25 protein-coding genes are annotated in these 24,945 nt (G+C 71.9%); 10 read left to right on the plus strand and 15 right to left on the minus strand.

What is annotated here, in order from left to right; all coding sequences use genetic code 11:
* Positions 1-160: 160 nt before the first annotated feature.
* Entirely contained in the window at positions 161-724 is a 564-nt protein-coding gene (locus tag AB0469_RS39425) for a GNAT family N-acetyltransferase (protein WP_366456427.1), read from the plus strand.
* On the opposite strand, the gene AB0469_RS39430 is transcribed toward AB0469_RS39425, so the two are convergent.
* The 8 genes from AB0469_RS39430 to AB0469_RS39465 all read right to left on the minus strand — a co-directional run bounded on the left by AB0469_RS39430 (position 721) and on the right by AB0469_RS39465 (position 10,220).
* Positions 721-1,239, minus strand: a complete 519-nt coding sequence (locus AB0469_RS39430; RefSeq protein WP_366456428.1) for a YcxB family protein — start codon at positions 1,237-1,239, stop codon at positions 721-723. The two genes, AB0469_RS39425 and AB0469_RS39430, sit on opposite strands and share 4 nt — an antisense overlap.
* 11 nt (positions 1,240-1,250) lie before the next feature.
* Complete coding sequence (locus tag AB0469_RS39435) at positions 1,251-3,446, minus strand: hypothetical protein (protein ID WP_366456429.1); 2,196 nt, start codon at positions 3,444-3,446, stop codon at positions 1,251-1,253.
* 5 nt (positions 3,447-3,451) lie between these two features.
* On the minus strand, positions 3,452-4,870 hold the full coding sequence (locus AB0469_RS39440; protein ID WP_366456430.1) for an ATP-binding protein: 1,419 nt from the start codon (positions 4,868-4,870) through the stop codon (positions 3,452-3,454).
* 19 nt (positions 4,871-4,889) lie between these two features.
* Entirely contained in the window at positions 4,890-6,449 is a 1,560-nt protein-coding gene (locus AB0469_RS39445) for an SCO6880 family protein (protein ID WP_366456431.1), read from the minus strand.
* Positions 6,446-7,774: a hypothetical protein gene (locus AB0469_RS39450; RefSeq protein ID WP_366456447.1), complete on the minus strand. Its 1,329-nt coding sequence runs from the start codon at positions 7,772-7,774 to the stop codon at positions 6,446-6,448. Before AB0469_RS39450 ends, AB0469_RS39445 begins: the two co-directional genes overlap by 4 nt.
* Positions 7,775-7,787: 13 nt before the next feature.
* Positions 7,788-8,624 (minus strand): hypothetical protein, encoded by an 837-nt coding sequence (locus AB0469_RS39455; protein ID WP_366456432.1) that lies wholly within the window; start codon positions 8,622-8,624, stop codon positions 7,788-7,790.
* 105 nt (positions 8,625-8,729) lie between these two features.
* Complete coding sequence (locus AB0469_RS39460) at positions 8,730-9,038, minus strand: hypothetical protein (protein WP_042818271.1); 309 nt, start codon at positions 9,036-9,038, stop codon at positions 8,730-8,732.
* 360 nt (positions 9,039-9,398) lie between these two features.
* Positions 9,399-10,220: a pentapeptide repeat-containing protein gene (locus AB0469_RS39465; RefSeq protein WP_366456433.1), complete on the minus strand. Its 822-nt coding sequence runs from the start codon at positions 10,218-10,220 to the stop codon at positions 9,399-9,401.
* 150 nt (positions 10,221-10,370) lie between these two features.
* On the opposite strand from AB0469_RS39465, the gene AB0469_RS39470 reads away from it, so the two are divergent.
* The 5 genes from AB0469_RS39470 (at position 10,371) to AB0469_RS39490 (ending at position 15,666) form a co-directional block, all read left to right on the plus strand.
* Positions 10,371-10,979: a LysE family transporter gene (locus AB0469_RS39470; protein WP_042819462.1), complete on the plus strand. Its 609-nt coding sequence runs from the start codon at positions 10,371-10,373 to the stop codon at positions 10,977-10,979.
* 52 nt (positions 10,980-11,031) lie between these two features.
* The gene (locus AB0469_RS39475) at positions 11,032-11,826 is read left to right on the plus strand and encodes a thioesterase family protein (RefSeq protein WP_366456434.1); all 795 of its coding nucleotides are present in this window, start codon (positions 11,032-11,034) and stop codon (positions 11,824-11,826) included.
* Between the two features lie 163 nt (positions 11,827-11,989).
* Positions 11,990-13,681 carry a serine/threonine-protein kinase gene (locus AB0469_RS39480; protein ID WP_366456436.1) on the plus strand — a complete coding sequence of 564 codons (1,692 nt, stop codon included), beginning with the start codon at positions 11,990-11,992 and terminating at the stop codon, positions 13,679-13,681.
* A gap of 76 nt (positions 13,682-13,757) precedes the next feature.
* Positions 13,758-14,768 (plus strand): bifunctional lytic transglycosylase/C40 family peptidase, encoded by a 1,011-nt coding sequence (locus AB0469_RS39485; RefSeq protein ID WP_366456437.1) that lies wholly within the window; start codon positions 13,758-13,760, stop codon positions 14,766-14,768.
* Positions 14,769-14,967: 199 nt separating this feature from the next.
* Complete coding sequence (locus AB0469_RS39490; RefSeq protein ID WP_366456438.1) at positions 14,968-15,666, plus strand: phosphatase PAP2 family protein; 699 nt, start codon at positions 14,968-14,970, stop codon at positions 15,664-15,666.
* 405 nt (positions 15,667-16,071) lie between these two features.
* Here AB0469_RS39490 and AB0469_RS39495 read toward each other — a convergent pair whose 3' ends face one another.
* Together AB0469_RS39495 and AB0469_RS39500 are read right to left on the minus strand one after the other, a co-directional pair.
* Complete coding sequence (locus tag AB0469_RS39495) at positions 16,072-16,308, minus strand: hypothetical protein (RefSeq protein WP_366456439.1); 237 nt, start codon at positions 16,306-16,308, stop codon at positions 16,072-16,074.
* 77 nt (positions 16,309-16,385) lie between these two features.
* The gene (locus tag AB0469_RS39500) at positions 16,386-16,607 is read right to left on the minus strand and encodes a hypothetical protein (protein WP_366456440.1); all 222 of its coding nucleotides are present in this window, start codon (positions 16,605-16,607) and stop codon (positions 16,386-16,388) included.
* Positions 16,608-16,750: 143 nt separating this feature from the next.
* Here AB0469_RS39500 and AB0469_RS39505 point away from each other — a divergent pair, with 143 nt between their 5' ends.
* Positions 16,751-17,602 (plus strand): hypothetical protein, encoded by an 852-nt coding sequence (locus tag AB0469_RS39505; RefSeq protein ID WP_366456441.1) that lies wholly within the window; start codon positions 16,751-16,753, stop codon positions 17,600-17,602.
* Between the two features lie 148 nt (positions 17,603-17,750).
* The gene (locus AB0469_RS39510; RefSeq protein ID WP_366456448.1) at positions 17,751-17,903 is read left to right on the plus strand and encodes a hypothetical protein; all 153 of its coding nucleotides are present in this window, start codon (positions 17,751-17,753) and stop codon (positions 17,901-17,903) included.
* A gap of 10 nt (positions 17,904-17,913) precedes the next feature.
* Here AB0469_RS39510 and AB0469_RS39515 read toward each other — a convergent pair whose 3' ends face one another.
* Positions 17,914-18,234, minus strand: a complete 321-nt coding sequence (locus AB0469_RS39515) for a metal-sensitive transcriptional regulator (protein ID WP_042818427.1) — start codon at positions 18,232-18,234, stop codon at positions 17,914-17,916.
* Between the two features lie 195 nt (positions 18,235-18,429).
* Here AB0469_RS39515 and AB0469_RS39520 point away from each other — a divergent pair, with 195 nt between their 5' ends.
* Both AB0469_RS39520 and AB0469_RS39525 read left to right on the plus strand, forming a co-directional pair.
* Positions 18,430-19,050: a DUF47 family protein gene (locus AB0469_RS39520; protein ID WP_042818429.1), complete on the plus strand. Its 621-nt coding sequence runs from the start codon at positions 18,430-18,432 to the stop codon at positions 19,048-19,050.
* Positions 19,051-19,055: 5 nt separating this feature from the next.
* Entirely contained in the window at positions 19,056-20,057 is a 1,002-nt protein-coding gene (locus AB0469_RS39525; RefSeq protein WP_366456442.1) for an inorganic phosphate transporter, read from the plus strand.
* A 144-nt stretch (positions 20,058-20,201) separates the two neighbouring features.
* On the opposite strand, the gene pstB is transcribed toward AB0469_RS39525, so the two are convergent.
* The 4 genes from pstB to pstS all read right to left on the minus strand — a co-directional run bounded on the left by pstB (position 20,202) and on the right by pstS (position 24,354).
* Positions 20,202-20,978, minus strand: a complete 777-nt coding sequence (gene pstB, locus AB0469_RS39530) for a phosphate ABC transporter ATP-binding protein PstB (protein ID WP_366456443.1) — start codon at positions 20,976-20,978, stop codon at positions 20,202-20,204.
* Positions 20,979-21,007: 29 nt separating this feature from the next.
* A complete protein-coding gene (gene pstA, locus AB0469_RS39535) occupies positions 21,008-22,090 on the minus strand; it encodes a phosphate ABC transporter permease PstA (RefSeq protein WP_366456444.1) in 1,083 nt (360 codons plus the stop codon).
* On the minus strand, positions 22,090-23,079 hold the full coding sequence (pstC, locus tag AB0469_RS39540; RefSeq protein ID WP_366456445.1) for a phosphate ABC transporter permease subunit PstC: 990 nt from the start codon (positions 23,077-23,079) through the stop codon (positions 22,090-22,092). The genes pstA and pstC overlap by 1 nt, the downstream gene beginning before the upstream one ends.
* Before the next feature lie 135 nt (positions 23,080-23,214).
* The gene (pstS, locus tag AB0469_RS39545) at positions 23,215-24,354 is read right to left on the minus strand and encodes a phosphate ABC transporter substrate-binding protein PstS (protein WP_366456446.1); all 1,140 of its coding nucleotides are present in this window, start codon (positions 24,352-24,354) and stop codon (positions 23,215-23,217) included.
* Positions 24,355-24,945: the final 591 nt, after the last annotated feature.

Here is a 24,945-nt window from a genome sequence, read left to right on the forward strand (position 1 = left end):
GTACTGCAGGGGGGACCCTGTGGGAGAGTAGGACGCCGCCGAACAATCATTGTGGGAAAGCCCCGCACCTTCTGGTGCGGGGCTTTTCTGCGTTCACGGGCAGATGCGGGCGTCGATATTTCGTTGACCAGCGGTGCGCGGGGCGTTTGGATGCGTGGGTATGGAGCAGCAGAAGAAGCACGTGATTCGGGCCGTGCGGGCCGACGAGTGGGAGAAGGTCAAGGAGCTGCGGCTGGACGCGTTGCGTGATCCGGTCGCGTCGCTGGCCTTCCTGGAGACCTACGAGCAGGCCGCCGCCAAGCCCGACGAGTTCTGGCAGGATCGGGCCGCCGGGGCGGCGGAGGGCGTGGACGTCGCGCAGATCATCGCCGAGGCGCCCGACGGGCGGTGGGACGGATCCGTGTCCGTGTTCATCGAGGACGCGGGGACGAACGACTTCCTCGGACAGGCCGTGGGCGTCGACCAGGCGCACGTCGTCGGTGTGTTCGTGCGGCCCGGGCAGCGGGGCAGCGGGCTCACCGACGCGTTGTTCGGGGCGGCCCTGGAGTGGGTGTGGGCACGGGAGGAGCCGGTGCTGGAGCGGGCGCGGCTCTTCGTGCACGAGGAGAACGAGCGGGCCGCCGGCTTCTACCGACGGTTCGGGTTCCGGGCGAGCGGGCTGGTGATCCCCAAGCCGGACGACCCGTCCGCCAAGGAGCACGAGTACGTCTTCGCGCGTCCCTAGGGCCGGTCGCCGGCCCGTCCGGCGGCGAACGCGCCGAACCGGTCGCTCTCCGACGGGTCGGCGAACAGCCGCTCGGGCAGGGCCAGGAGGCAGGTCCTGCCCGAGCGGCCCACGAGGACGTGCAGGCGCGGCGTGGCGTGGTACCAGCGGATCTGGTCCCAGGCGAGGCGGGTGGTCTGCCCGTCCCGGCACACGGTGAGGGAGTCCTCGTCCACGGTGGTGCACTGCTCGGCCGTGCTCCCGCCGCGGTGGAAGCCGCGTGCCGTGAGCAGGCGGGGCAGGACCACCAGGCCGAGGAGGGCCATGGCCGCGGCGATGCCGAGGAGGACGGGGTGCAGGGTCACGCCGTCCGCCCGGAGGGAGACGCCCGCGGCGGCGGTGAAGACGGTGGCGAGCACGACGACGGCCCGCCCGCGCCGGAACAGGCCGGCGGTCTTGGCGGCTTCGTCGTACTCGTCCCGGGTCAGGGTGCCGGTGACGGTGAACGTGTGCTGGTTGCGGAGTGCGTCGGCCACGGGAGCGGAGCCTAGGCGACCGGCCAGTCCGGCCAGCGGCTGCGGGCCTGTTCGCGGCTGCGGCACAGGGCCAGGAGGGGCAGCGTCCCGTCCGTGAGGAGGCCGGGGAGCTGGGGGACGGGGGCGACCGCCGCCACGTCCTCCAGGACCAGCGTCATTGGTGGGTCGAGCCGACCGTGGGATGACCGTACGGCCATGCGGCGGCCGTGCTCGACCACGTGCGAGGCGAGTGCGGTGAGCAGGGGCATCGCACCCGGGCGGGTGCGGGGGTCCTCCAGGGACTCACCCACTACGTAGAGGGTGCCCCCTTCGGCGGCGAACGATGCGAGCGTGAGCGCGTCCGTTCGGTTCGGGTTGCAGGCCTCGCGGATGTGGATCGAGGTCAGGCAGGAGAGGGCCCGGGCCGTCAGGTACTGGGCCTGCTCACGGCGTTCGGGGTGGGCGATCAGGGCGCTTTCGAGTTCGCCGGCGGCGCCGGCGGCGGCCTGGGGGTGGGTCCGCAGGATCCGGACCGGTTCCTGGGAGCCGTTGCCCTGGGCCCAGCGGGCCAGCTGCTTGAACGGGAGGCCGTCGAGGGCGGCCGCCTGGAGCCAGCTGCGCAGCAGGGTCTCGGCGGTGTCGGCGACGGCCGCGTCGAGCCGGGCCTGGGGGCGTACGGGGGCCAGCAGGGCGACGGCGCGGGCGGCGGCGGCGTCGCGGTCGGCGCATCCGTCGGCGGGGTTCCAGTGCATGCGGGCCGGGGTGTCGCACAGGTGCGAGGGATCGTAGAGGAGGACCGGGCCGAGTTTGGCGCGGGCGTCCTTGGTGTCCTGCCACAGGGCGGGGGAGGACGTGACCACGAGGACCGACCCCTCGGCGGCGGAGACGGCCCGGGCCGCGAGGTGGTGGCGTTCGGCGGGGGCCGCGTAGGCGAGCCGGTGGGCCGGAGGGGCGGGGGCCGTCCGGGCGGGCGGGGCGTAGCCGAAGCCGTAGCGGTAGGCCTCCTGGGCGGGCGCCGGCGTGCGGGGGGAGGCGGACGGGTGCGCCGGGCCGTGCGGCGGGGCCGGTGCGGAGACCGGGGCGTGTGCGGCGGGGGACGGCAGGGGGGCCGCCGTGGGCTGTGACGGGCCCGGGAACGCGGCCGGGGGCGTCGGCGCCGGCGTTGTCGCCGGCTCGTGGAGGGGGAGGTCGTGTCCCGGGAGGCCGTGCGGGGGCTGGGTGGGGGTGGCCGTCGGCGTCGTGAGGGCGGCGGCCGGGGACGCGTAGCGGTCCGCGTGCCGGTTCCCGTCGGGGATCGCGTTCCGGGTGGTGTGGCGGGTCCCGTCCGGGCTTCCGCTGCGGGTGGCGTCTCGGTCCCCGTCCGGGCTTCCGGTGCGGGTGGCGCCCTGGTCCGCGTCCACGTCCACGTCCGGGTGCGGTCCGGCGCCGGTGCGGCCGGGGGTCGGGGTTGAGGGCGAATGCGCAGGGGGAGCCGCGGTCGGGGTCCGGCCCCGGTCGGTGCCGGCGGTCGTGCGGGGGTCCAAGGGCTCGGACGGGCTCGGGTTCCCGTCCGGAGCCGGGCGCCGACGGGCGGGGGCGGCCGTACCCGAGGCGGTGGCCGGGCGCGTGCCCGTGGCCGCGTGCGAGGTCCTGTCGGTGGCCGTGCCCGCGTGCGCGTGCGAGTCCGTGCCCGTGTCTGCGTGCGTGCCCGTGGCCGTGCCTGAGTGCGGGCCTGCGTGCGCGCCCGTGCCTGAGTACGTGCCCGTGCCCTTGCCCGTGCCGGCGTGCGTGCCGACGTGCGTGCCCGTGCTCGAGTCCGGGTGGCTGTGGTTCGGTCCTGCGGATTCGTCCGGGTACCCGTTCGTGTCCTTGGATCGCTGCCGGGTGCGGTGGCGGGCCTTCGTGCGGGCGACCACGCCCAGGGTGAAGATCGTCAGGACCAGGAGGACCAGGAGCTGGCTGATGAACAGGCCCCAGAACAGGCCCCAGCCCGAGAGGGCCGCCGGGTCGGTGTCGGGCCAGGCGCCGGGGATGTCGTGCGGTTGCGCTATCAGGGCGCGGACGGCTCCGGGGGTGCGGGTGAAGGTGACCGTGGCCGGCCAGGCGCCCTTCGCGAAGAGGGCCGCCAGGCCGGTGGCCGACCACACCAGGACGGCGAGGCCGAGGAGGAAGGCCAGGAGGCCGACCAGTGCTCCGTCGGGGATGCCGCCGCCGCGTGCGCGGGGCTCCGTACCTCTGGCGTCGTGCATGTCGGTCAGGCCACCGTGGTCGCGGATCCGGGGCCGGTGCCCCGCTGGCGTTCGATGTACAGGGCGCGTTCCTCCGCTTCGAGTTCCGCGGCCAGCAGGTCGTCGGGGAGCTGCTGGGGGGTGGAGGACTCGGTCATGGCGCGGTCGGTGTAGACGAGGGGGCGTTCGGTCTCGGTGATCAGGTGTTTGACGACCTGGACGTTGCCGTTGACGTCCCAGACGGCGATGCCGGGGGTGAGGGTCGGGATGATCTCCACCGCCCAGCGGGGCAGGCCGAGGACGCGGCCCGTGGCGCGGGCCTCGTCGGCCTTCTGGGCGTAGATGGTGCGGGTCGACGCCATCTTGAGGATGGCTGCGGCCTCGCGGGCGGCGGCTCCGTCGACGACGTCGGAGAGGTGGTGGACGACGGCGACGAAGGACAGGCCGAGGCGGCGGCCGAACTTCAGGAGGCGCTGGAACAGCTGGGCCACGAAGGGGCTGTTGATGATGTGCCAGGCCTCTTCGACCAGGAAGATCCGTTTTTTCCGGTCCGGGCGGATCCAGGTGTGTTCCAGCCACACGCCGACGATCGCCATGAGGATGGGCATGGCGATGGAGTTGCGGTCGATGTGGGAGAGGTCGAAGACGATCAGGGGGGCGTCGAGGTCGATGCCGACCGTCGTCGGGCCGTCGAACATGCCGCGCAGGTCGCCGTCCACGAGGCGGTCGAGGACGAGCGCGACGTCGAGGCCCCAGGCCCGGACGTCGTCTATGTCGACGTTCATCGCGAGGGCGGATTCGGGTTCGGGGTGGCGCAGCTGCTCGACGATGTCGGTGAGGACGGGCTGGCGGTCCCGGATGGTGTCGACGACGTAGGCGTGCGCGACCTTGAGGGCGAAGCCGGAGCGTTCGTCCAGGCCGTGGCCCATCGCCACCTCGATGATGGTCCGGAGCAGCGCGAGCTGGCCGGTCGTGGTGATCGCCGGGTCGAGGGGGTTGAGGCGGATCCCGTCGTCGTTGGCGGCGATGGGGTCCAGGCGGATGGGGGTTATCCCCAGCTGCTGGGCGATGAGGTTCCATTCGCCGACGCCGTCCTCGCCCTGGGCGTCGAGGACGACGACCTGGCGGTCGCGGAAGCGCAGCTGGCGCAGGACGTACGTCTTCTCCAGGGCGGACTTGCCGTTGCCGGATTCGCCGAGGACGAGCCAGTGCGGGGCCGGGAGCTGCTGGCCGTAGAGCTGGAAGGGGTCGTAGATGTAGCCCTTGCCGCTGTAGACCTCGCGGCCGATGATCACACCGGAGTCGCCGAGGCCGGGGGCGGCGGTGGGCAGGTAGACGGCCTGGGCCTGGCCGGTGGAGGTGCGGACGGGCAGGCGGGTGGTCTCGACCTTGCCGAAGAGGAAGCTGGTGAAGGCGTCCGTCAGCGCGGACATGGGATCTCGCATGGGCGGCTATTCCCTCCAGCTAGCGTCGGATGCCGGTGGCGAACGGCAAGGTGTTGACGAAGGCGCGGTGGTGCTCGCGGTCGCACCACTCGAGTTTCAGGTAGGACTTGCCGGCGGAGGCGCGGATGGTGCGCTTGTCGCGGGCGAGGGCTTCGGGGGAACGCGAGGACACCGTGATGTACCCGACGAGGTTGACCCCGGCAGCGCCGCTGGCGAGATCTTCACCCCTCTGGTCGAGCCGGCCGTGTGCGGCGATGTCGCGGGGGTCGACGGTGCGGTTCATCTTGGCGGCGCGGGAGGCGTCGGCCTCGTCGTTCGTCTTCTCCGTGAGCATGCGCTCGATGGCGATCTCGGTGGGTTCGAGGTCCATGGTGACGGCGACGGTGCGGATGACGTCCGGGGTGTGGACGAGGAGGGGCGCCAGGAAGTTCACGCCGACGGGGGTCATCGGCCATTCCTTGATCCACGCGGTGGCGTGGCACCAGGGGGCGCGGGTGGAGGATTCGCGGGTCTTGGCCTGGAGGTAGGTGGGCTCCACGGCGTCGAGCTCGGCGGGCCAGGCGTTGCGCTTGGTCATGGCCTGGATGTGGTCGATCGGGTGGTCCGGATCGTACATGGAGTGCACGAGGGAGGACAGGCGTCCCTGGCCGAGGGGCTGGCGGACGCGGATGTCGGCTTCGGCGAGGCGGGCGCAGATGTCGGTGAGCTCGCGGGCCATGACGATGGCGAGGCCGGCGTCGCGGTCGAGCTTGCGGCCCTTGGTGCTGCCGGCGCGGGCGATGGTGGTGGCCTCGGCAGCGAGCTCGCGGGTGTAGTGCATGCAGGCGACGAGGTAGGCGCGGTGCTGCTCCGAGGAGGTGGAGACCATCGACTGGAGCTGGTCGTAGGAGTCGCGCAGCCAGGTGGGGGCCGTGGTGTCTCCGCGCTGGGCGACGTCCTTGGCGTGGGCGTCGGGGTCGGCGGGGAGGGTGCGGGCGAGCATCTGGAGGCGGGTGACGAAGCCGTCGCCGTTGGCGACGTGCTTGAGGAGGGTGCCGAAGCGGTCGACGAGGGCTTCCTGGTCCTCGCTGTCGCGCAGGCCGACGCCGGGGCCCTCGATCTCGATGGCGGCGGTGACGGTGCGGCGGTCGGCGTGGAGGAGGACGGCGATCTCGTCGGGGCCGAAGGGGGCGGCGAGCCAGTTGATGCGGCCGATGCCGGGTGGCGGGCCGACCTCGACCTCGCGGCCGTCGGCGGCGCGGGTGCCGGCCTCCATGGCGGAGGAGCGGTACGTGGTGCCGCGGCGCAGGGTGCGCTTGTAGCTGCGGCTGATCTCGAACCACCGGTAGAAGGTGCGGCCCTTGTAGGGGACGTACACGGCGGCGAGGGCGAGCAGCGGGAAGCCGGCGAGGCTGACGATGCGCAGGGTGAGGTCGGGGACGAGCAGGCCGCTCATCATGCCGAGGAACGCGCCGACGATGATCAGGGCGATCTCGCCGGTTTCGCGGTTCTTGCCGACGATCGCGTTCGGCCGGGCCCGGCCGATGAGATACGTGCGGCGGGGCGCGACCGGGTGGAGCTGGTGGGACTGGGTCGTCAACGCCCGTCACCTCCTGTGTTCCTCGTACTCGAGCCAGTGCGGGGCGGGGGTGCGGCGGGCGGGACGCTTGCGCCGCCGGTTCCGCTGCCGGAGCCGCGGCTGCTGTGGGCGGCCATGCCTCCGGAGATCTGGTTGGCGTCGCCGCCGGTGGAGCCGCCGCCTCCGGCGCGGTGGGCGCCGCCGCGGCTGCTGTGGGTCTTGATGCCCTGGGAGACGAGGGAGGCCGGGGAGCTGATGACGGCGGCGGCCTGGGCGCCGTCGGTGGCCTGCTTGCGGTTGCTGCGGGCGGAGGCGATCTCGTCGCCGAAGCCGGGCACGAAGCGGTAGATCATGGCGGAGGCGAAGATCGCCAGGAGGATGATGGCGAGGCCGGAGACGACGGCGGAGAAGGCGTTGGGGCCCTTCTCTCCGGAGAGGGCTCCGGCGAGGCCGAGGACGATGACGATGACCGGCTTCACGAGGATGACGGCGATCATGATGCCGGCCCAGCGGCGGACGTGGCCCCACATGTTGCGGTCGACGAGTCCGGCGTAGACGACGGTGCCGAGGAGGGCGCCGACGTAGAGCAGGGCGGCGCGGATGACGAGCTCCAGCCAGAGGACGCCGGCGGCGAGGACGGTGACGAGGGCGACGACGATCAGCATGATCGGGCCCCCGCCGATGTCCTCGCCCTTCTTGAGGGCGTCGGTGAAGGAGCCGAAGAAGACGTCGCCCTGGCTGCCGGTGGCGGAGGCGATGACGTCGGTGACGCCGTCGGTGGCGGAGACGACGGTGTAGAGGATCAGGGGGGTGAAGGCGGAGGCGAGGACGGTCAGCCAGAGGAAGCCGATGGCCTCGGAGAGGGCGGTGGAGAGGGGGACGCCGCGGATGGCGCGCTTGGCGACGGCCAGGAGCCAGAGGACGAGGGTGAGGACGGTGCTGGCGGCGAAGACGACGGCGTACTGCTGGAGGAAGGCGGCGTTGGTGAAGTCGACGGTGGCGGTGCCCTTGACCGCTTCGCTGAGCTTTCCGACGATCCAGGCGGCCGCGTCGGCGCAGCCGCGGGCGAGGGAGGCGAGGGGGTTGAGGGCGTCGGTGCCCGGGTCGCCCGGGGACAGGCCGGTGCGCGGCGCGCCGCTGGAGGCGGGGCCGTTGCCGTTCTCGCAGTAGTCCCGTGCCGGGGCCTTGATGAGTTCGCAGGGGTTGTTGCTGGGCTGCGGGGTTCCCGTGGAGGTCGCGCCGGGGGTCGCCGGCGGGGTCGGGCCCGGCGTCGGTGCGGCCATCGCACGGGTCGCCAGGAGCAGCAGGCTGGTGTGCACGGCCGCGACGACGGCCGTGAGGGACATGCCGCGGCGGATGTCAGCGCGCATAGGTGAGCCCTCCGAACTGCGACACGGCTGCGGACATGTCCTCGGCCGACGAGGCCGTCTGGTCGCGGCCGACCGGAGTCGGGCCGTCCTTCTGCGCGAAGTTCGAGACCCACCAGTCGTTGTTGATCCAGCGGAGTTCGAACGTGTACGTGTACCAGCCCTCGGAGACCGGGGTCTTGGATCCCTCGCCCGCGAGGCCGAAGAGGGACGAGGACCAGACGGAGACGGTCGCGGTGTCGCCGTCGAACTTCTCCGTCTTCGTGCCGGCCGGGTTCGTACGGCTGACGAACACCATGTTCTTGGGTGCCCTGCCTCCGGCTTCCAGGCCGATCCGGCCGAGGAAGCCCGGGTCGGTGTACAGCCGGTCGAGTTCCGCCTGGCGCGTCACCGCGGTGTCCGGGGTGTAGACGGCCTGGACGATCGCCTTCCTGCGGGCGGCGTCGAACATGCCGTCGGAGCCCAGGGCGACCGTGTAGTTCGCGGCTGCGGACTGGGCGCCCTGTTCGTCGTGGGCGAAGCCCTTCGGGACGCCGGCCGACTTGGCGGTGACCGGGGCGGTGCCCGTGGGGTTGGTGGGGTTGGTGGTTGGGGGTTTGTTCGAGGTGGGGGGTTCGGGGGTGTTCTGGGAGCGGTTCGCGAAGGCGATGGCGGCGATGAGCAGGACCACGACCCCGACCACCGTGATCAGGCCGCGCGAGGCGCGGGGGGTGCGGCGGGGGGTGCCGTAGGGGTCGGAGGGGGAGTCCGGGAGGCGGGTACGGGTCTGGCCCGTACCGCCCACCTCGCCGTGGCCGGCGCCCCCGCCGTACTGGTCGTCGTTGCTCATTGCCTGTCGTCCGCCCCCTCCGCGTCGTACGACGGTAGCGCTCGTTTCCGCGCAGGCGCGGTGTGGTGATTCCTCATCAGGGTGCGGCCGGCCGCGGTGGTCCTGCTAGACGGCCATTCCGTAGACGATCGTGAAGAGGGTGCCGAGGGAGCCGATGATGAAGACTCCGGTCAGACCGGCCACGATCAGGCCCTTGCCCTGTTCCGCGCTGAACGTGTCGCGCAGTGCGGTGGCGCCGATGCGCTGCTTGGCGGCGCCCCAGATGGCGATGCCGAGGCAGAGGAGGATCGCCACGGCCATGATGACCTCGATCATGACCTTCGCTTCGTTGCCGAGACTGCCGAACGGCCCCCAGTTCGGGGCGATTCCGCCGATGATGGTGGTGATGTCGCCCTTTTCGGCTGCCAGGATCATGTAACTCACCGCCCCTGTATGGGTAGTTCCGGTAGCCCGTGCCCGATGGCAGGGGTCACGCACTATCTTCGCTGATGAAACGTCGGCCGTCGTCGACTTGGCCGGTCTCTTTACCCGATGTCCCGCGTATTGGGCCGTGCGTGCGGGTGCGTGGGGATGCGTGCGCGTGTGCGCATGCGCGTGTGTGCGTTCGTACGCATGGCCTGACCTGGTCACTCTGTGTATCACGGGGGGTGACCTCGGGCAATGACTGGAGGCCCGGGGGCCTGCGCGCCGCGGGTGTGGTGCGGTCGTGGCGCTCGGGGGGCGTGTGGGTGCGCGCGGGGCGCACGGGGACGGTGCCGGGCCGGCCCCGCCGGGTCACGTCCAGTGGGCGGGGCGGGTGAGGGTGGCGGGGATGCGGGTCGCGGGGTCGCCCTGGGCGGCGTTGAGCTGGGGCTGGGTGAGGAAGAGGGCGTCGCGCAGGTCGGCGCCGCGGAGGTTGGTGTCGCGGAAGTCCGCGCCGATCAGGTCGGCGCCGCGCAGGTCGGCGCGGCCGAGGTCGGCGGCGATCAGGTAGGCGCCGCGCAGGTTGGCCCCGCGCAGGTCGGCTCCCGCGAGGCGGGCGCCCATCAGGTCGGCGCCGCGGTGGTTCTTCCTGCGGCCCGGGGTCTTGGCGCGGGCCAGCTCGCTGGTCTTCAGGAGGAGCTCGTTGATCTCCTGGCGGAGGGCGGGGACGTCGAGGGCGGTGAGGGTCGGCGCGTCCGCCCGGGTGAGGGCCTCGGTCTTCGCGAGGAGCGTGCGCAGGGCCGGGTGGAGGGGGGCCGCCGCCGGGAGGTCCAGGGCCGCGGAGACGTAGAAGAGCAGCTCGTGCAGCTGGCGCATGACCGGGAAGGCCTCGAACATCTCGGCCCGGGTGCCGGGGTGGTCGCGCCAGTCGCGGCCGCCGAAGGTGACCTGGGAGATCTGCTGGCCCGCGCCGAAGCAGTCGAAGACCGTGCAGCCCTGGAAGCCCTGGTCGCGCAGACGTGCGTGGACGCCGCAGCGGAAGTCCTGCTGGAGGTTCTTGCAGGGGGTGCCGGCGGCCTTGTTCACGGCGAAGTCGGCCGACTTCGCGAAGGGCAGGGCGACGCAGCAGAGCGCGAAGCAGTTCGCGCAGTCTGCCTGGAGGAGCGGGAGGGCGGTGCGGGGGTGGCTGGACACCCGTTCATTGTGACGGGTGCGGGGCGGCGGGCGTCGCCGTGGGCCCGGGCGGGGCGGCGGTGAGCCGCGGGGCGGGGTGGGTGTGCGGCTCAAGTGCGTTTCGTCCGGGAGGGCTTGATCGGGTACGCGGCCGGGAGTGAGGATCTGTGCATGACAGAAGTGATCGCGGTCGGGATCATCACGCTGCTCGCCGTCATCAGCCCCGGGGCCGATTTCGCGATGGTCGTGAGGAACAGCTATCTGTACGGGCGGTCCACCGGGCTGTTCGCGGCCGCGGGGGTCGCGGGCGGGGTGCTGGTGCACGTCTCGTACACGATGCTCGGGGTGGGGCTGCTGATCGCCTCCTCGACCGCCCTGTTCACGGCGATCAAGCTGGCGGGCGCCGCGTACCTGGTGTGGATCGGGATCCGAACCTTCCGGGCGCGGGCCGAGCTGACGGTGGACCTGGCGTCGAAGCCTGAGCTGACGCGGCTGGGGGCCCTGCGCAACGGGTTCCTCACCAATGTGCTCAACCCCAAGACCACGCTGTTCGTCGTGTCCACCTTCACCCAGGTGGTGGACCCCGGCACGCCCGCGTGGCGGCAGGCCGGGTACGGGCTGTTCATGTCGGCGGCGCACCTGCTGTGGTTCGGGGCGGTGGCGCTGTTCTTCTCCCACTCCGCGCTGCGCGAGCGGATGCTCAGGGCGCAGAAGGCGCTGAACCGGGCCATCGGGTCGGTCCTGGTGGGGCTGGGGGTCGGCCTCGGGGTCGCCCGCTGAGGCGGGTGGCGGGGGTGGTGCCGCGGGTTACCTGTGGGTAGCGTGCGGCGGCATGGATGCTGAGGACGGGTTCTACGAACGGATCGGGGACGGCCGCTTCCGGGCCACCGAGGCGACGCGCGGGCCCTGGGACGCGGGCTCGCAGCACGCCGGGCCGCCCGCCGCGCTGCTCGGGCGGGCCGTGGAGGAGCGGCCGGGGGCGCGCGAGGACATGCGGGTCGCCCGGATCACGTACGAGATCCTGCGGCCGGTGCCGATCGGGGAGCTGGCCGTCGCCACGTCGGTGCTGCGGGCGGGGCGGGGCACCGAGGTGGTCGAGGCGGCCCTCACCCCGGCCGGTGCGGACGCGCCGGTGATGCTGGCGCGGGCGCTGCGGATCCGGGTGGCCGGGGAGCCGGTGCCGGCGGTGGGCCAGGGGGCGCAGGTGCCGCCGCCGGGGGAGGTGGGGGTGACGCCGTTCTTCCCCGTGCCGTGGGAGAGGGGCTACCACTCCTCGATGGAGACCCGGTTCACGGCGGGGTCCTTCACCGAGCCGGGGCCGGGGACCTGCTGGATGCGGATGCGCGTGCCGCTCGTCGCGGGGGAGGCGGTGCGGCCGCTGGACCGGGTGCTGGCCGCCGCCGATTCGGGGAACGGGATCAGCGCGGTGATGGACTTCGGGCGGTTCGTGTTCGTCAACGGCGACCTGAGCGTCCATCTGCACCGGTATCCCGTGGGGGAGTGGGTGTGCGTCGAGGCCCGCACGAGCGTGGACGCGGGCGGGATCGGGCTGGCCGACGCGCGGCTGCACGACGAGAAGGGGCCGATCGGGCGGAGCGCGCAGAGCCTGTTCGTGGCGGCGCGCTGACGCCGCTCGCCGGGCGCGGCCGAGGCGGCGCAATCACGGAGGTCCCGCCCTCCGGGCAGTGCCAGAGGTGGGTCCGCCGACGGGCGGCGGGCCGGCGAGGGCAGGCGGAACGGGCGTCAACCCACCTTCAGAACAAGGCAGTCGGTGTGGCAGGCTCGGTCGGGTGGAGCCGCTCAGAGAGATCGATCCCGCGTCCATAGGGGCGCACGCGCTGCTGGCACGCCTCGGTGCCGGCGGGATGGGGCAGGTGTACCTCGGGCGGTCGCCCGGTGGGCGGCTGGTGGCCGTCAAGGTGGTGCGTGAGGAGATCACCGGGCACCCCGAGGCGCTGGCCCGCTTCCGGCGCGAGGCGCGGACGGTCCGGGCCGTGCGGTCGGCGTACACGGCGAACCTGATCGACGCCTCGCTGGAGTCGGCGCCCTTCTGGCTGGCCACCGAGTACGTCGCGGGCCCCACGCTCGGCACCGCGGTCGGGGTGCGCGGGGCCCTGCCCCCGCAGACCTGTCGCCGCCTGGGCGCGGCGCTGGCCGAAGGCCTGGCGAGCGTGCACGCGTACGGAGTCACGCACCGGGACCTGAAGCCGCAGAACGTCATCCTCGGCGCGCAGGGGCCCCAGCTGATCGACTTCGGCATCGCGCGAGGGGTCGGTGCGACGGCGCTGACCCAGGACGGGCAGGCTCCCGGCACACCGGGCTACACGGCACCGGAGGTGCTGCTGGGCGGTGAGGCGGGCGCTGCGGCCGATGTGTTCGCGCTCGGCGCGACGCTGGCGTACGCGGCGACCGGGCGGGCGCCGTTCGGCACCGGGGTGGCGGCGACCGTGGGGTACCGGGCGGTGCACGAGCCGGTCGACGTGGCCGGGGTGGAACCGGAGCTGGCGGCGCTGATCGAGGCCTGCGTGGCGAAGGACCCGGCGGCCCGTCCGGATCCGGCGGAGGTGATCCGGCGCTGCGGGGTGCGGGACGCGCTGCTGGACGACCCGGTGTACACGGCGCTGCTGGTCCTGGGGGAGCCCGTCCCGCTGCACGAGATGCGGACGCAGGGGCCGGGGTACCCGTACGTGCCGACGCAGGGCGCCGTCCAGGCCGTGCCCGCGCGGCGCACCGGGCGCCGTGCGGTGTGGGCCGCCGCGGGTACGGCCGTGGTCCTCGCGCTCTCGCTGGCGGCCTGGAGGCTGTTCCCGCTCGACGGGAACGGCGGCCGGGGCGAGCAGGCCCGCGGTGGAGGTGCGGCCGGCGCGGCCACGCCCTCGCGGACGCCGGTGACGCCGGCCGGCGGCGGTACGGCCGGGCCCGCCTCGCCGGCCGCGTCCGAGGGCGCCGGAAAGCCCCCGGCCGAGTACATCGAGGACAACCAGATCTCCCACTACTTCTGGAAGCCGTCGGCCGATCCGGACATGGCCGCCCACGGGGTCGGGGAGTGCAACCAGCCCGCCGAGCAGAAGTCGCCCGGCGAGGGCATCCAGTACGCGGTCAAGGTGTCGGGGAAGTCCGTGACCGTCGACATGCGGATCAAGTACGCGAACCTGAACCACAGCAGGCCCGAGCCGTACTACGTGTCGGTGGCGGTCAGGTCCCCGCACGATCTGGATCCGCAGACGGGCATGCCCTACAAGGTGGACAACAAGGCGGTCGGGTTCACGAGCAAGCCGGTCGACCTCTACGGCAAGTGGGACACGGGCGAGTTCCTGACCCTCACCTACCCCGACGACTTCGCGGAGCACGTCCAGGGCAAGGCGTACGCCGGCGTGCCCATCGCCAACGACCCTGGGGACTGGACGCTGGTCTTCTACCACGTCGAGGATGACCCCACGAAGTACGCGAGCATCGCCTGCTCGGGCTTCCGAGTGGGCTAGTAGGACCGGCGACACGGGCGATTCACACGTGAAAGTGACGGGGATGGGGGAGTGTTGACGGATGCGCAGATTCTGGATGGCAGGCGGAATCGGGCTCGGGGTCTGTCTGAGCTTCCTCGTGCTCATCGTGGTCGGTACCTACTCGGCTGCGGCCGGACTCGCGGGTGGTGCGCGCGGAGGCCGGCCGCTCGGACTGGTGAAGGGCGCGGTGCCCGGCAAGTACCAGGACCTGGTGCAGAAGTGGGGCACCCTGTGCCCGGCGCTCACCCCCGCGCTGCTCGCGGCCCAGCTGTACTCCGAGAGCGGCTGGGACCCCAGGGCCGTCAGCCCGGCCGACGCCCGGGGGATCGCGCAGTTCATCCCCGGGACCTGGGCGGGCCACGGCATCGACGGGGACGGTGACGGGGACCGGGACATCTGGGACCCCAACGACGCGATCCCTTCGGCGGCCTCGTACGACTGCGAGCTCGCCAAGGACGTGGCGAAGGTGCCCGGTGACGCGACGTCGAACATGTTCGCCGCCTACAACGCCGGTGCGTACGCGGTCATCAAGTACGGCGGCGTGCCGCCGTACAAGGAGACCCAGGGCTACGTGAAGTCGATCACCGATCTGGCGAAGAGCTTCGAACGCCCCGTCGGGCGGGTCTCCCCCTCCCAGCAGGCCGCCGCAGCCGTGTACTTCGCGCAGAAGCAGCTCGGGACGCCGTACCTGTGGGGTGGGGACGGGACGCCCGAGGACAACGGGCGGTTCGACTGTTCCGGGTTGACCAAGGCGGCCTACGAGACCGTGGGGGTCGAGCTGCCGCGCGTGGCCAACGACCAGTACAACGCCGGGCCGCACCCTTCGCGCGCCGAACTGCTCCCCGGTGATCTGGTGTTCTTCTCCGACGATCTGACGAACTCTCGGGCGATCCGGCACGTCGGGCTGTACGTGGGCGGCGGCTACATGATCAACGCCCCGCGCACCGGCGCCGTCATCCGCTTCGACAAGATCGACACCCCCGACTACTTCGGCGCGACCCGGGTGACCAAGGAGGGCGCGGAGGCGCTTCCGGAGCGTTCGGCGGCCGCCCCGAAGGCCTCGTGACGTTCCGTGAAGTACAGGCCCTGAGCTGCGACGACGAGTCACTCTTGGATAACGTTGCAGTGATCATTCGATGGAGAGTGGAACCATGCCCGTGAGAACGGGCGTTCCATGGACACGGGGGTTGATCGGCGGGGGGGTTTGGAGGGGCGCACACCGCCGTGCGCCACACGGGACCTAGGCAAGCAAGGGGCCGCGTCACATGGCTGGACTCACGACCGGTGGGCCGAATGTGGATGTCAGCCTGCTGTACCGGATCAACAGCGTCGCCCGGCACGCCCCCGGCTGGCTCGACCGGGGCGTCGCCCTGCTCGCGTCCTACGGGCTGCCGCTCGCCATGGTGCTGCTCGTGCTGTGGTGCTGGCGCGGGGCGCGGCGGCAGGACGAGGCGGCCGCCGCCGAGTCGTTCGCCGCTCTGGTGTGGGCCCCGCTGGCCGCCGCACTCGCCCTGCTCGTGAACGTGCCGCTGCGCCAGTTCGTGGCGCGGCCGCGGCCGTTCGTCGCGCACGAGGGCCTGGAGGTGCTCGGAGGCGCGGGCGGCGGGCCGGGCGCCGGGTTCTCCTTCGTCAGCGACCACGCCACCCTCGCGATGGCGCTGGGCATCGGGGTGTTCCTCGCCAACCGCCGGCTCGGGCTCGTCGGCATCGGGCTCGCGCTCGTCGAGGGCCTGTGCCGCGTCTACCTGGGCGTGCACTACCCGACCGACGTCATCGGGGGCTTCGCGCTCGGCACCGCCGTCGTGCTCGTCCTCGCGCCGCTTGCCATGGCCGGACTGACCCCGCTCGTGCGGGCGCTCGCCCGGGCCCCGCGCCTGGGCCGGCTCGTGCGGGCCCGGGAGCGGGTGGTGTCCCGGCCCGTGGAGCTGGCGCAGCGGCCGGCCGAGAGCGACCTCGCCGCCTGAAGGCCCCGCGCGGCGGCCCTGACGCTCCACGTGGCGGCCTTGAAGGTCCCGCGTGGCGGTCCTGAGGGTCCCGCGCGGCGGGCCTGACGCACCCCGCGGCGGCCCTGAGACGCACCGCGTGGCGGCCCTGAGACGCTCCGCGTGGCGGGCCTGGCGCACTGCGCGGCGGCCCTGAGACGCACCGCGTGGCGGGCCTGGCGCACTGCGCGGCGGCCCTGAGACGCACCGCGTGGCGGGCCTGGCGCACCCCGCGGCGGGCCTGAGACGCACCGCGCGGCGGCGCTGGTGTCCCGCGTGGCGGGCGTCCTCTTCAGGGGTTCCACAGTGCGAGCAGCAGTGCCACCAGCAGGCACAGCCCCGCCGCGCCGAAGCACAGCACCACCGCCGTCGGGCGCGGGCGGGGCGTCACGTGTCCCCGCCCTCGCCGCCGCGGCCCGGACGCTCCGGTTCCTCGCGCCGGTAGCGGGAGCGCAGCCACAGCCCGGTGGCCGTCGCCGCGGCGGTGGTGAGCCCGACGGCCAGCGCCACGTCGGCCGGCCCGTCCGCCGAGCCCACGGGGCGCGCCCAGGCCGCCGCGGCCGGGGTGAGCGCGATCAGCAGGGCCCAGAGGAGGGCCGCGAGGCGGGGTGCGGTTCCTGGCATGCCTCCAGCGCACCCGGTCCCGTCGTCCCCGGCCAGCCGGGGCGTCCGAACGGGCGAACCGCCCGGCCGCCGTGGAGCTACGCGGCGGAGGTGTGCCGGGTGGCGTCCCTGCGGGCGAGGTCGCGGGAGCGGCGGGCGGGGCCGGTCCAGCCGCAGCTGCACACGGCCAGGCAGAAGGATCCCCGCTCGGCGGTGCTCGTGGTGTGTCCGGCGGGTGCCTGCGCGGTGTCCGCGGGGTGACGCGGGCCGGGCGCAGCGGTAAACGGAGCGACCTGCGTCGCCTTGGTGTGCGGATCCACGCCCTCAACGGTACCGGGGAAGGGCCAGCACCGGTACGGTCCCTGGCCACTTCCGGACCGTGACGGGAAACCCCGGACCTCGTTAACCGGAGCGGGTGGGGGCCTCGGGCAAGCAGCGGTCATGCGTTGGGGGTTGGCAGGCGATGGTGGTGGACCGGCACAGGCGGCGACGGCGTGCGGGCGAGGCGGTGCTCGCGGTCGGTGTGGCCGTCGCCGTGGCCGCGCTGGGCGGATGCGGCGCCGCGAGCGGGACGGTGGCCGGCGGCGGGGCGGGCGACGCCCGTCCCCCGGGCGATCCGGCGGCGGCGGTCCGGGGGGCGGCCGACGCGCTGGCCGCCACCGGGAGCGCGCGGGCCCGTACCGCGATGGAGATGGCCACCGGCGGAACCCGGGTGACCATCCGGGGCGAGGGCGGGGTCGACTTCCGCAGGCGGATGGGCCAGTTGCTGGTGATGCTGCCCGCCGACGTCAAGGGCCGGCCCGAGCACCGTCCGATCACCGAGCTGCTCGTCCCGGGCGCGCTCTACATGAAGAACCGCGGCGCCGGCGTCCCCGACGACAAGTGGGTCCGCCTCGACACGGCGGCCCTGCCCGACGGCAACCTCGTCACGGGCGGGGCCACCGATCCGCTGGCCGCTGCCGAGCTGCTGCGCGGCGCGCAGCAGGTGACGTACGTCGGAGAGACCGACCTGGCGGGCACCAAGGTCCGGCACTACCAGGGGACGACGGACATCGGACGGGCCGCGCAGAGCGCCTCCCCCGGCGTCAAGGAGGCCCTGCGGGCGGCGGCGAAAGGGTTCCGTGAGGACAGCGTGCCGTTCGACGCGTACCTGGACGAGGAGGGCCGTCTGCGGAAGGTCCGGCACCGTTTCACGTACGTCAAGAATGGCGTGATCGATGTCTCCTCGACGACGCTGCTGTACGGGTTCGGGACGCCGGTGACCGTCGTATTGCCCGCAGAGGGGGACATTTACGCCGGGAAGATCGCCGAGTAGCCGGCCGGAAGGGCCCGGGCGGTTCGTCCGGGCCATGGCTCCGCTATCCGGAAATGGTCCATCCGTGTCATGCGCGGCACGAGGGGCGGTCCCTACGCTGGGAAGCCGGGTGCCGGACGGGCGATGGCGGCAGAGAGAGGTGACACGCGTGACTCCCGCGGGCGGTACGACGGTGCAGGACCACGTGGCGCTCGCCGAGATCGAGCTCTGCGGGGAGCTGATCATCGCGGCGTCGGCCGCGGCCGAGGATCGGCTGAGCCAGGACCGGATCGACGAGGTGCTGATGGGGGTCGGGCCCTAGCCCGCCGCGGTCAGCTGCGCAGGAGCCGGGCGATGGCCTTCGTGGCCTCCTCCACCTTCGCGTCGATCTCGGTGCCGCCCTTGACGGCGGCGTCCGCCACGCAGTGGCGCAGGTGCTCCTCCAGGAGCTGGAGGGCGAAGGACTGGAGGGCCTTCGTGCTCGCCGACACCTGGGTGAGTATGTCGATGCAGTACACGTCCTCGTCGACGAGCCGCTGGAGGCCCCGGATCTGGCCCTCGATCCGGCGCAGCCGCTTGAGGTGCTCGTCCTTCTGGTGGTGATAGCCGTGGACGGGAACGGCCCCGGAGCCCTCCGCCTCGATGGTCGTCATGAGTCCTCCCGTGGTCCGGAACGAGGGGGTATATACCCCTCATGGGTATAGGTTACTTCGCCCGGGCCGCAGGGGCAGGGATCCGCAGGGCCCACTCTGCCTGATGGAGGACAGCCGAAGACCGCCGGTTAGCCGTGGCCGGGGGATACGCCTAGCATCAGCCTGACCGAATCCAATGCACCCCGAGGACCTCACGTGCGATTTCGTCTGACCCCCAGGGAGACGAGCTTCTACGACATGTTCGCCGCATCCGCGGACAACATCGTCACGGGCTCCAAGCTCCTGATGGAACTGCTCGGAGCGGATCCTTCCGCCCGGGCCGAGATCGCGGAACGGATGCGTGCGGCCGAACACGCGGGGGACGACGCCACCCACGCGATCTTCCACCAGCTGAACTCCTCCTTCATCACGCCGTTCGACCGCGAGGACATCTACAGCCTGGCCTCGTCGCTCGACGACATCATGGACTTCATGGAGGAGGCCGTCGACCTCGTCGTCCTCTACAACGTCGAGGAGCTGCCCAAGGGCGTCGAGCAGCAGATCGAGGTCCTGGCGCGGGCGGCCGAGCTGACCGCCGAGGCCATGCCGCACCTGCGGACCATGGACAACCTCACCGAGTACTGGATCGAGGTCAACCGGCTGGAGAACCAGGCCGACCAGATCCACCGCAAGCTGCTCGCCCAGCTCTTCAACGGCAAGTACGACGCCATCGAGGTGCTGAAGCTCAAGCAGATCGTCGACGTCCTCGAAGAGGCCGCCGACGCGTTCGAGCACGTCGCGAACACGGTGGAGACCATCGCCGTCAAGGAGTCCTGAACCTCGTGGACACCTTCGCTCTGGTCGTGACCATCGGTGTCGCGCTCGGCTTCACGTATACGAACGGTTTCCACGACTCCGCGAACGCCATCGCGACCTCCGTCTCGACGCGGGCGCTGACCCCGCGCGCGGCGCTCGCGATGGCCGCGGTGATGAACCTCGCCGGCGCCTTCCTCGGCAGCGGCGTCGCCCACACGGTCAGCCAGGGGCTCATCGAGACGCCCCAGGGGAGCCGGGGCATGTGGATCCTCTTCTCCGCCCTGGTCGGCGCCATCGTGTGGAACCTGATCACCTGGTACTTCGGGCTGCCCTCGTCCTCCTCCCACGCCCTGTTCGGCGGCATGGTGGGCGCGGCGCTGGCCGGCGGGACCGAGGTCCTGTGGGGCGGGGTGCTCGACAAGGTCGTCATCCCGATGTTCCTGTCCCCGGTCGTCGGCCTGCTCGTCGGCTACCTGGTGATGGTCGTCATCCTGTGGATGTTCCGCCGCGCCAACCCGCACAAGGCCAAGCGCGGCTTCCGCATCGCGCAGACGGTGTCGGCGGCCGGCATGGCCCTCGGCCACGGCCTCCAGGACGCGCAGAAGACCATGGGTGTCGTCGTGATGGCCCTGGTCATCGCCGACGTGCAGGGCGCCGACGACCCGATCCCGGTCTGGGTGAAGATCGTGTGTGCGGTGATGCTGTCGCTGGGCACCTACGCGGGCGGCTGGCGCATCATGCGCACCCTCGGCCGCAAGATCATCGAGCTGGACCCGCCGCAGGGCTTCGCGGCGGAGACCACCGGTGCCTCGATCATGTTCGCCACGGCCTTCCTCTTCAAGGCGCCGATCTCCACCACCCACGTGATCACCTCGGCGATCATGGGCGTGGGCGCGACCAAGCGGGTCAACGCGGTCCGCTGGGGCGTGGCCAAGAACATCATCCTCGGCTGGTTCATCACCATGCCGGCGGCGGCCCTGGTCGCCGCGATCTGCTTCTGGCTCGCGGACCTGGCCTTCGTCGGCTGAGCAGGGAGCGCCCGGCCGTACGGGCACCGGAACGGAAACGGGCCGGCTCCCCCCACCCAGGGGGAGCCGGCCCTCTTTCTTTCCGTCCTGCGGTGGCACCGCCATGCAGCACCGCAGGACGACCGTGCGAGCGGCCCCGGCTGTCTAGCCGAAGCGGCCCGAGATGTAGTCCTCGGTCGCCTGGACGGACGGGTTGGAGAAGATCCGGTCCGTGTCGTCGATCTCGACCAGCTTTCCGGGCTGGCCGACGGCGGCGAGGTTGAAGAAGGCGGTGCGGTCCGAGACGCGGGCCGCCTGCTGCATGTTGTGGGTCACGATGACGATCGTGAACCGCTCCTTGAGCTCGCCGATCAGGTCTTCGATGGCGAGGGTGGAGATCGGGTCGAGGGCGGAGCAGGGCTCGTCCATCAGCAGGACCTGGGGCTCGACCGCGATGGCGCGGGCGATGCACAGGCGCTGCTGCTGGCCGCCGGAGAGGCCGGAGCCGGGCTTGTTCAGGCGGTCCTTGACCTCGTTCCAGAGGTTCGCGCCCTTGAGGGAGCGCTCCACGATGTCGGTGAGCTCGGACTTCTTGAACTTGCCGTTCAGGCGCAGGCCCGCCGCCACGTTGTCGAAGATCGACATGGTGGGGAAGGGGTTCGGGCGCTGGAAGACCATGCCGACGGTGCGGCGCACCGCGACCGGGTCCACGTTGGAGCCGTACAGGTTCTCGTCGTCCAGCAGCACCTTGCCCTCGACGCGGCCGCCGGGGGTGACCTCGTGCATGCGGTTCAGGGTGCGCAGGAAGGTCGACTTGCCGCAGCCGGAGGGGCCGATGAAGGCGGTCACCGAGCGGGGTTCCACGGTCATCGAGATGTCATCGATGGCCTTGTGGCTGCCGTAGAAGGCGGAGAGGCCGCTGACGTCGATTCGCTTGGCCATGAGGGGTCACTTCGCTTTCAGTGGTCGCGTCAGCGACCGGTCTTCGGGGCCTTCCAGCGGGCGATGCCGCGGGCCACCAGATTCAGGATCATGACGAAGGCGATCAGGACGAGCGCCGCGGCCCAGGCACGGTCGTAGGAGGCTTCACTGCCGACCTTGTACTGCTCCCAGATGTACAGCGGGAGGGAGGACTGGGCACCTTCGAAGGGGTTGCCGTTGATCAGCTGCGATCCGAAGACCAGCAGCATGATCGGCGCGGTCTCGCCGGCGATGCGGGCGACGGCCAGCATCAGGCCGGTGGAGATGCCGCCGATGGCCGTGGGCAGGACCACCTTGAGGATCACGCGCCACTTCGGCACACCGAGGGCCAGGGCGGCCTCGCGCAGCTCGTTCGGGACGAGCTTGAGCATCTCCTCGGTGGAGCGCACGACGACCGGCATCATCAGGATCGACAGCGCCATCGCGCCGGCGAAGCCGGAGGGGCCGAAGCCGAGCATCAGGTTCCAGGTCGTCAGGATGAACAGGCCCGCGACGATGGAGGGGATGCCGGTCATGACGTCGACGAAGAAGGTGACGGCCCGGGCGAGCTTGCCCTTGCCGTACTCGACCAGGTAGACGGCGGTCAGCAGGCCGATGGGCGCCGCGATCAGGGCGGCGAGGGCCACCTGCTCGAGGGTGCCGAGCAGTGCGTGGTAGACGCCGCCGCCCTGCTCGAAGCTGGTCACGCCGTTCATCGAGTGGCTGAGGAAGTCCGCGTTCAGTGCCTTCAGGCCACGGCTGACCGTGGTCCACATCAGGGACAGCAGCGGGACGACCGCGAGGACGAAGCAGACCCAGACGAGCGAGGTCGCGATGCGGTCCTTGGCCTGGCGGCGGTTCTCGACGACCGCGCTGGCGGTGTACGTGATGACGACGAACAGCAGGGCGGCGATCAGCCCCCACTGCACCTTGCTGCTCAGGTCGAAGACCAGGCCGATGACGCTGCCGAGGACGGCGGAGGCGACGGCGATGCCGGCGGGGGCCCAGCGGGGCAGGCCGCCGCGGGTCAGGCCGACGGGGACGGCGGACTTGTGGGCCGGAGCGGGCCGCTGGTCCTGGAGTGTGTGGCTCATCAGGCGTTCGCCCCCGAGAAGTCCTTGCGACGGGCGATGATCAGGCGGGCGGCGCCGTTGACCAGCAGGGTGAGCAGGAAGAGGACCAGGCCGGAGGCGATGAGCGCATCACGGCCGAACTCGTTGGCCTCGTCGAACTTCGCGGCGATGTTCTGAGCGAAGGTGCCGCCGCCCGGGTCCAGGATGTGCCCGGAGATCAGGAAGCTCGGGGACAGGACGGTGGCCACGGCCATGGTCTCGCCGAGCGCGCGGCCGAGGCCGAGCATGGAGGCGGAGATGACGCCGGAGCGGCCGAAGGGCAGCACCGACAGGCGGATGACCTCCCAGCGGGTGGCGCCGAGGGCCAGGGCGGCCTCCTCGTTCATGCGCGGGACCTGGAGGAAGACCTCGCGGCTGACGCTCGTCACGATCGGCAGGATCATGATCGCGAGGAGGATGCCGACGGTGAACAGCGAGCGGGCGACGCCGACCTGGGTCTTGTCGAAGACGTAGGTCCAGCCGAGGTACTCGTCGAGCCAGAGGTTGAGGCCGTTCAGCTGCGGCACGAGGAAGAGGGCGCCCCAGATGCCGTAGATGATCGACGGCACGGCGGCCAGCAGGTCGACCACGTAGGCGAGCGGCGCGGCCAGCTTGCGCGGCGCGTAGTGCGAGATGAACAGGGCGATGCCGACAGCGATCGGAACCGCGATGGCCATCGCGATGATCGAGCTGACGACGGTGCCGAAGAGCAGGACGGCGATGCCGAAGACGGGGGGGTTGGCCGACGCGTTCCAGTCGAAGGTGGTGAGGAAGTTCCCCTCGTTCTTCGACAGGGCGATGCTGGCCCGGTAGGTGAGGAAGGCGGCGATCGACGCCATGATTACCAGGAGCAGGATGCCGGAGCCCTTGGAGAGCCCGGAGAAGATCTTGTCACCGGCGCGTCCGGTGGACCTTCCGTTCTTGGCGACGGGCGGAGCCGTGTCTATGCGGGTGGGTGTGCTGGAAGCCATGGTCTTTCCGGTCTGTGTGGGGGGCAGGCCCCCTGGCGGCGGTGCACCGGATCCCCCGGCGAGGGGGAGGGTCCCCGGGCCGGCCCGCCTGGACGGACGGGGGCGGGCCGGACCTCGGGGATCAAGGATTGAGCCTTAGGCGAGGGACTTGATGACCTCGCGGACCTTGCTGTTGATCTCGGTCGGGATGGGAGCGTAGCCGTTGTCGGTGAGGGCCTTCTGGCCGGCGTCCGACGCGGTGTACTCCAGGAAGGACTTCACGGTGCCCAGCGTCTCGGGCTTGTTGCCCTTGTCGCAGACGACCTCGTAGGTGACGAGGACGATCGGGTAGGCGCCCTCGGCCTTCGTCGCGTAGTCGAGCTTAAGCGCCAGGTCCGAGCCGGTCCCGGCGATCTTGGCGGCGGAGATGGCCTTGGAGGCGTTCTCCGGGGTGGCCTTGACCGGGGTGGAGGCGCCGGTGTTCACGTCGACCGTCTTGATGTTCTGCGAGCTGGCGTAGGAGAGCTCGAAGTAGCCGATCGCACCGTCGACGGCCTTGACCTGGGAGGCGACACCGGCCGAGCCGGACGCGGCCTGGCCGCCGGGGGCCGGCCACTTCTTGGAGGCGTCGTAGGACCAGGCGTCGGGCGCGGCGGCCTTGAGGTACTTGCCCAGGTTCTCGGTGGTGCCCGAGTCCTCGGAGCGGTGGAAGGCCTGGATGGCGGTGGAGGGGAGCGTGACGCCGGGGTTCAGCTTCTTGATCGCCTCGTCGTCCCACTTCTTGATCTTGTCGTTGAAGATGTTGGCGATCGTGGCGGCGTCGAGGTTCAGCTTGTCCACGCCGGCGACGTTGAAGCCGAGGGCGATGGGGCCGCCGACCATCGGCAGGTTGATGCCCTGGCCGCCGGTGCAGACCTTCTTCGAGTCCTCGACCTGCTCGGGCTTCAGCGCGGAGTCCGAGCCGGCGAAACCGACGGTGCCCTGGTTGAACGCGACGATGCCCTCACCGGAGGAGGAGGACTTGTAGTTCACCTCGACGCCGGAGCAGGCGGCCATGTAGTTCTTGACCCACAGGTCGACGGCGTTCTTCTGCGCGGAGGAGCCGGAGGCGAGGAGCTTGCCCTTGGCGCCGTCGCACTTGATGTCGCCGGGCGCCGGGGCCGAGGCCTTCGGGGTGCCGTCGGCGCCGGTCTTCGTGTTGTCGTCCGAGCCGCACGCCGTGAGGACCAGGGCGCCGGACACGACGAGGGCCCCGAGGGCGGAGGCACGAAGCCGGTTCTTGCGCTGAAGCTTCACTGTTCGGGTGTTCCTTCCGGGGAGCCGCCGGCCGCTTTCTGTATCGGGGCGGCGTGCGAAGAGGACTACGGGTTGGGTGGGGTGCGGGGCCGCTCATTCGTGTTCGGCTCGCACCGTGCGGTACCGAAATTAGGCAGAACAGGTGACGGGGTCGACGGGGGTTGGTGAACGGACGGTGAACCATGGCGGACGGGCGAGTGTGGTTGGGTGGGTTTGCACCTGGGATTAAGCGGGCGTTATCCCCCCGTTATGGGCCCGTGACCTTCCTCCGGAGGCGGGCGGGGAGCGCGGCCGGGCTCCGGAGGGGTTGGCCGGAAACCGCCGGTGGGGCTCCGTCGCCCGCCGCCGCCCGCCCAAGGGCGGCACGCTCGTCCGGGGCGCCTGGCGGGCCCGGCTGCTTCCCTGAGCGTCCTCGCGCGCGGTGTCGGCCCGGACGGTCGCCGGGCGCCGCGACATGAGGAGCGCGTAGTGGTCTGACGCGTGGGCCGGCCCCGATCGCGGCCGTCGGAACCGTACACGCGGTGGTGGTGGACCAGGGTGCGCTCCCCCGCGCCCGTGCCGAGCAGCGCCGCGAGCGCGGGCGGCACGGGG

The organism is Streptomyces sp. NPDC093801, assembly GCF_040701585.1.
In the GTDB taxonomy this organism is placed as follows: domain Bacteria; phylum Actinomycetota; class Actinomycetes; order Streptomycetales; family Streptomycetaceae; genus Streptomyces.

What these genes read in the sequence shown, in the direction of transcription:
- AB0469_RS39425 (WP_366456427.1), top strand. Translation starts at nt 161, where the DNA reads ATGGAGCAGCAGAAGAAGCACGTGATTCGGGCCGTGCGGGCCGACGAG.
- AB0469_RS39435 (WP_366456429.1), bottom strand. Translation starts at nt 3,446, where the DNA reads ATGCACGACGCCAGAGGTACGGAGCCCCGCGCACGCGGCGGCGGCATC.
- AB0469_RS39440 (WP_366456430.1), bottom strand. Translation starts at nt 4,870, where the DNA reads ATGCGAGATCCCATGTCCGCGCTGACGGACGCCTTCACCAGCTTCCTC.
- AB0469_RS39450 (WP_366456447.1), bottom strand. Translation starts at nt 7,774, where the DNA reads ATGTCCCTCACGGCCGTCGTCGCGGCCGTGCACACCAGCCTGCTGCTC.
- AB0469_RS39455 (WP_366456432.1), bottom strand. Translation starts at nt 8,624, where the DNA reads ATGAGCAACGACGACCAGTACGGCGGGGGCGCCGGCCACGGCGAGGTG.
- AB0469_RS39460 (WP_042818271.1), bottom strand. Translation starts at nt 9,038, where the DNA reads ATGATCCTGGCAGCCGAAAAGGGCGACATCACCACCATCATCGGCGGA.
- AB0469_RS39470 (WP_042819462.1), top strand. Translation starts at nt 10,371, where the DNA reads ATGACAGAAGTGATCGCGGTCGGGATCATCACGCTGCTCGCCGTCATC.
- AB0469_RS39475 (WP_366456434.1), top strand. Translation starts at nt 11,032, where the DNA reads ATGGATGCTGAGGACGGGTTCTACGAACGGATCGGGGACGGCCGCTTC.
- AB0469_RS39485 (WP_366456437.1), top strand. Translation starts at nt 13,758, where the DNA reads ATGGCAGGCGGAATCGGGCTCGGGGTCTGTCTGAGCTTCCTCGTGCTC.
- AB0469_RS39490 (WP_366456438.1), top strand. Translation starts at nt 14,968, where the DNA reads ATGGCTGGACTCACGACCGGTGGGCCGAATGTGGATGTCAGCCTGCTG.
- AB0469_RS39495 (WP_366456439.1), bottom strand. Translation starts at nt 16,308, where the DNA reads ATGCCAGGAACCGCACCCCGCCTCGCGGCCCTCCTCTGGGCCCTGCTG.
- AB0469_RS39505 (WP_366456441.1), top strand. Translation starts at nt 16,751, where the DNA reads ATGGTGGTGGACCGGCACAGGCGGCGACGGCGTGCGGGCGAGGCGGTG.
- AB0469_RS39515 (WP_042818427.1), bottom strand. Translation starts at nt 18,234, where the DNA reads ATGACGACCATCGAGGCGGAGGGCTCCGGGGCCGTTCCCGTCCACGGC.
- pstB (WP_366456443.1), bottom strand. Translation starts at nt 20,978, where the DNA reads ATGGCCAAGCGAATCGACGTCAGCGGCCTCTCCGCCTTCTACGGCAGC.
- pstA (WP_366456444.1), bottom strand. Translation starts at nt 22,090, where the DNA reads ATGAGCCACACACTCCAGGACCAGCGGCCCGCTCCGGCCCACAAGTCC.
- pstC (WP_366456445.1), bottom strand. Translation starts at nt 23,079, where the DNA reads ATGGCTTCCAGCACACCCACCCGCATAGACACGGCTCCGCCCGTCGCC.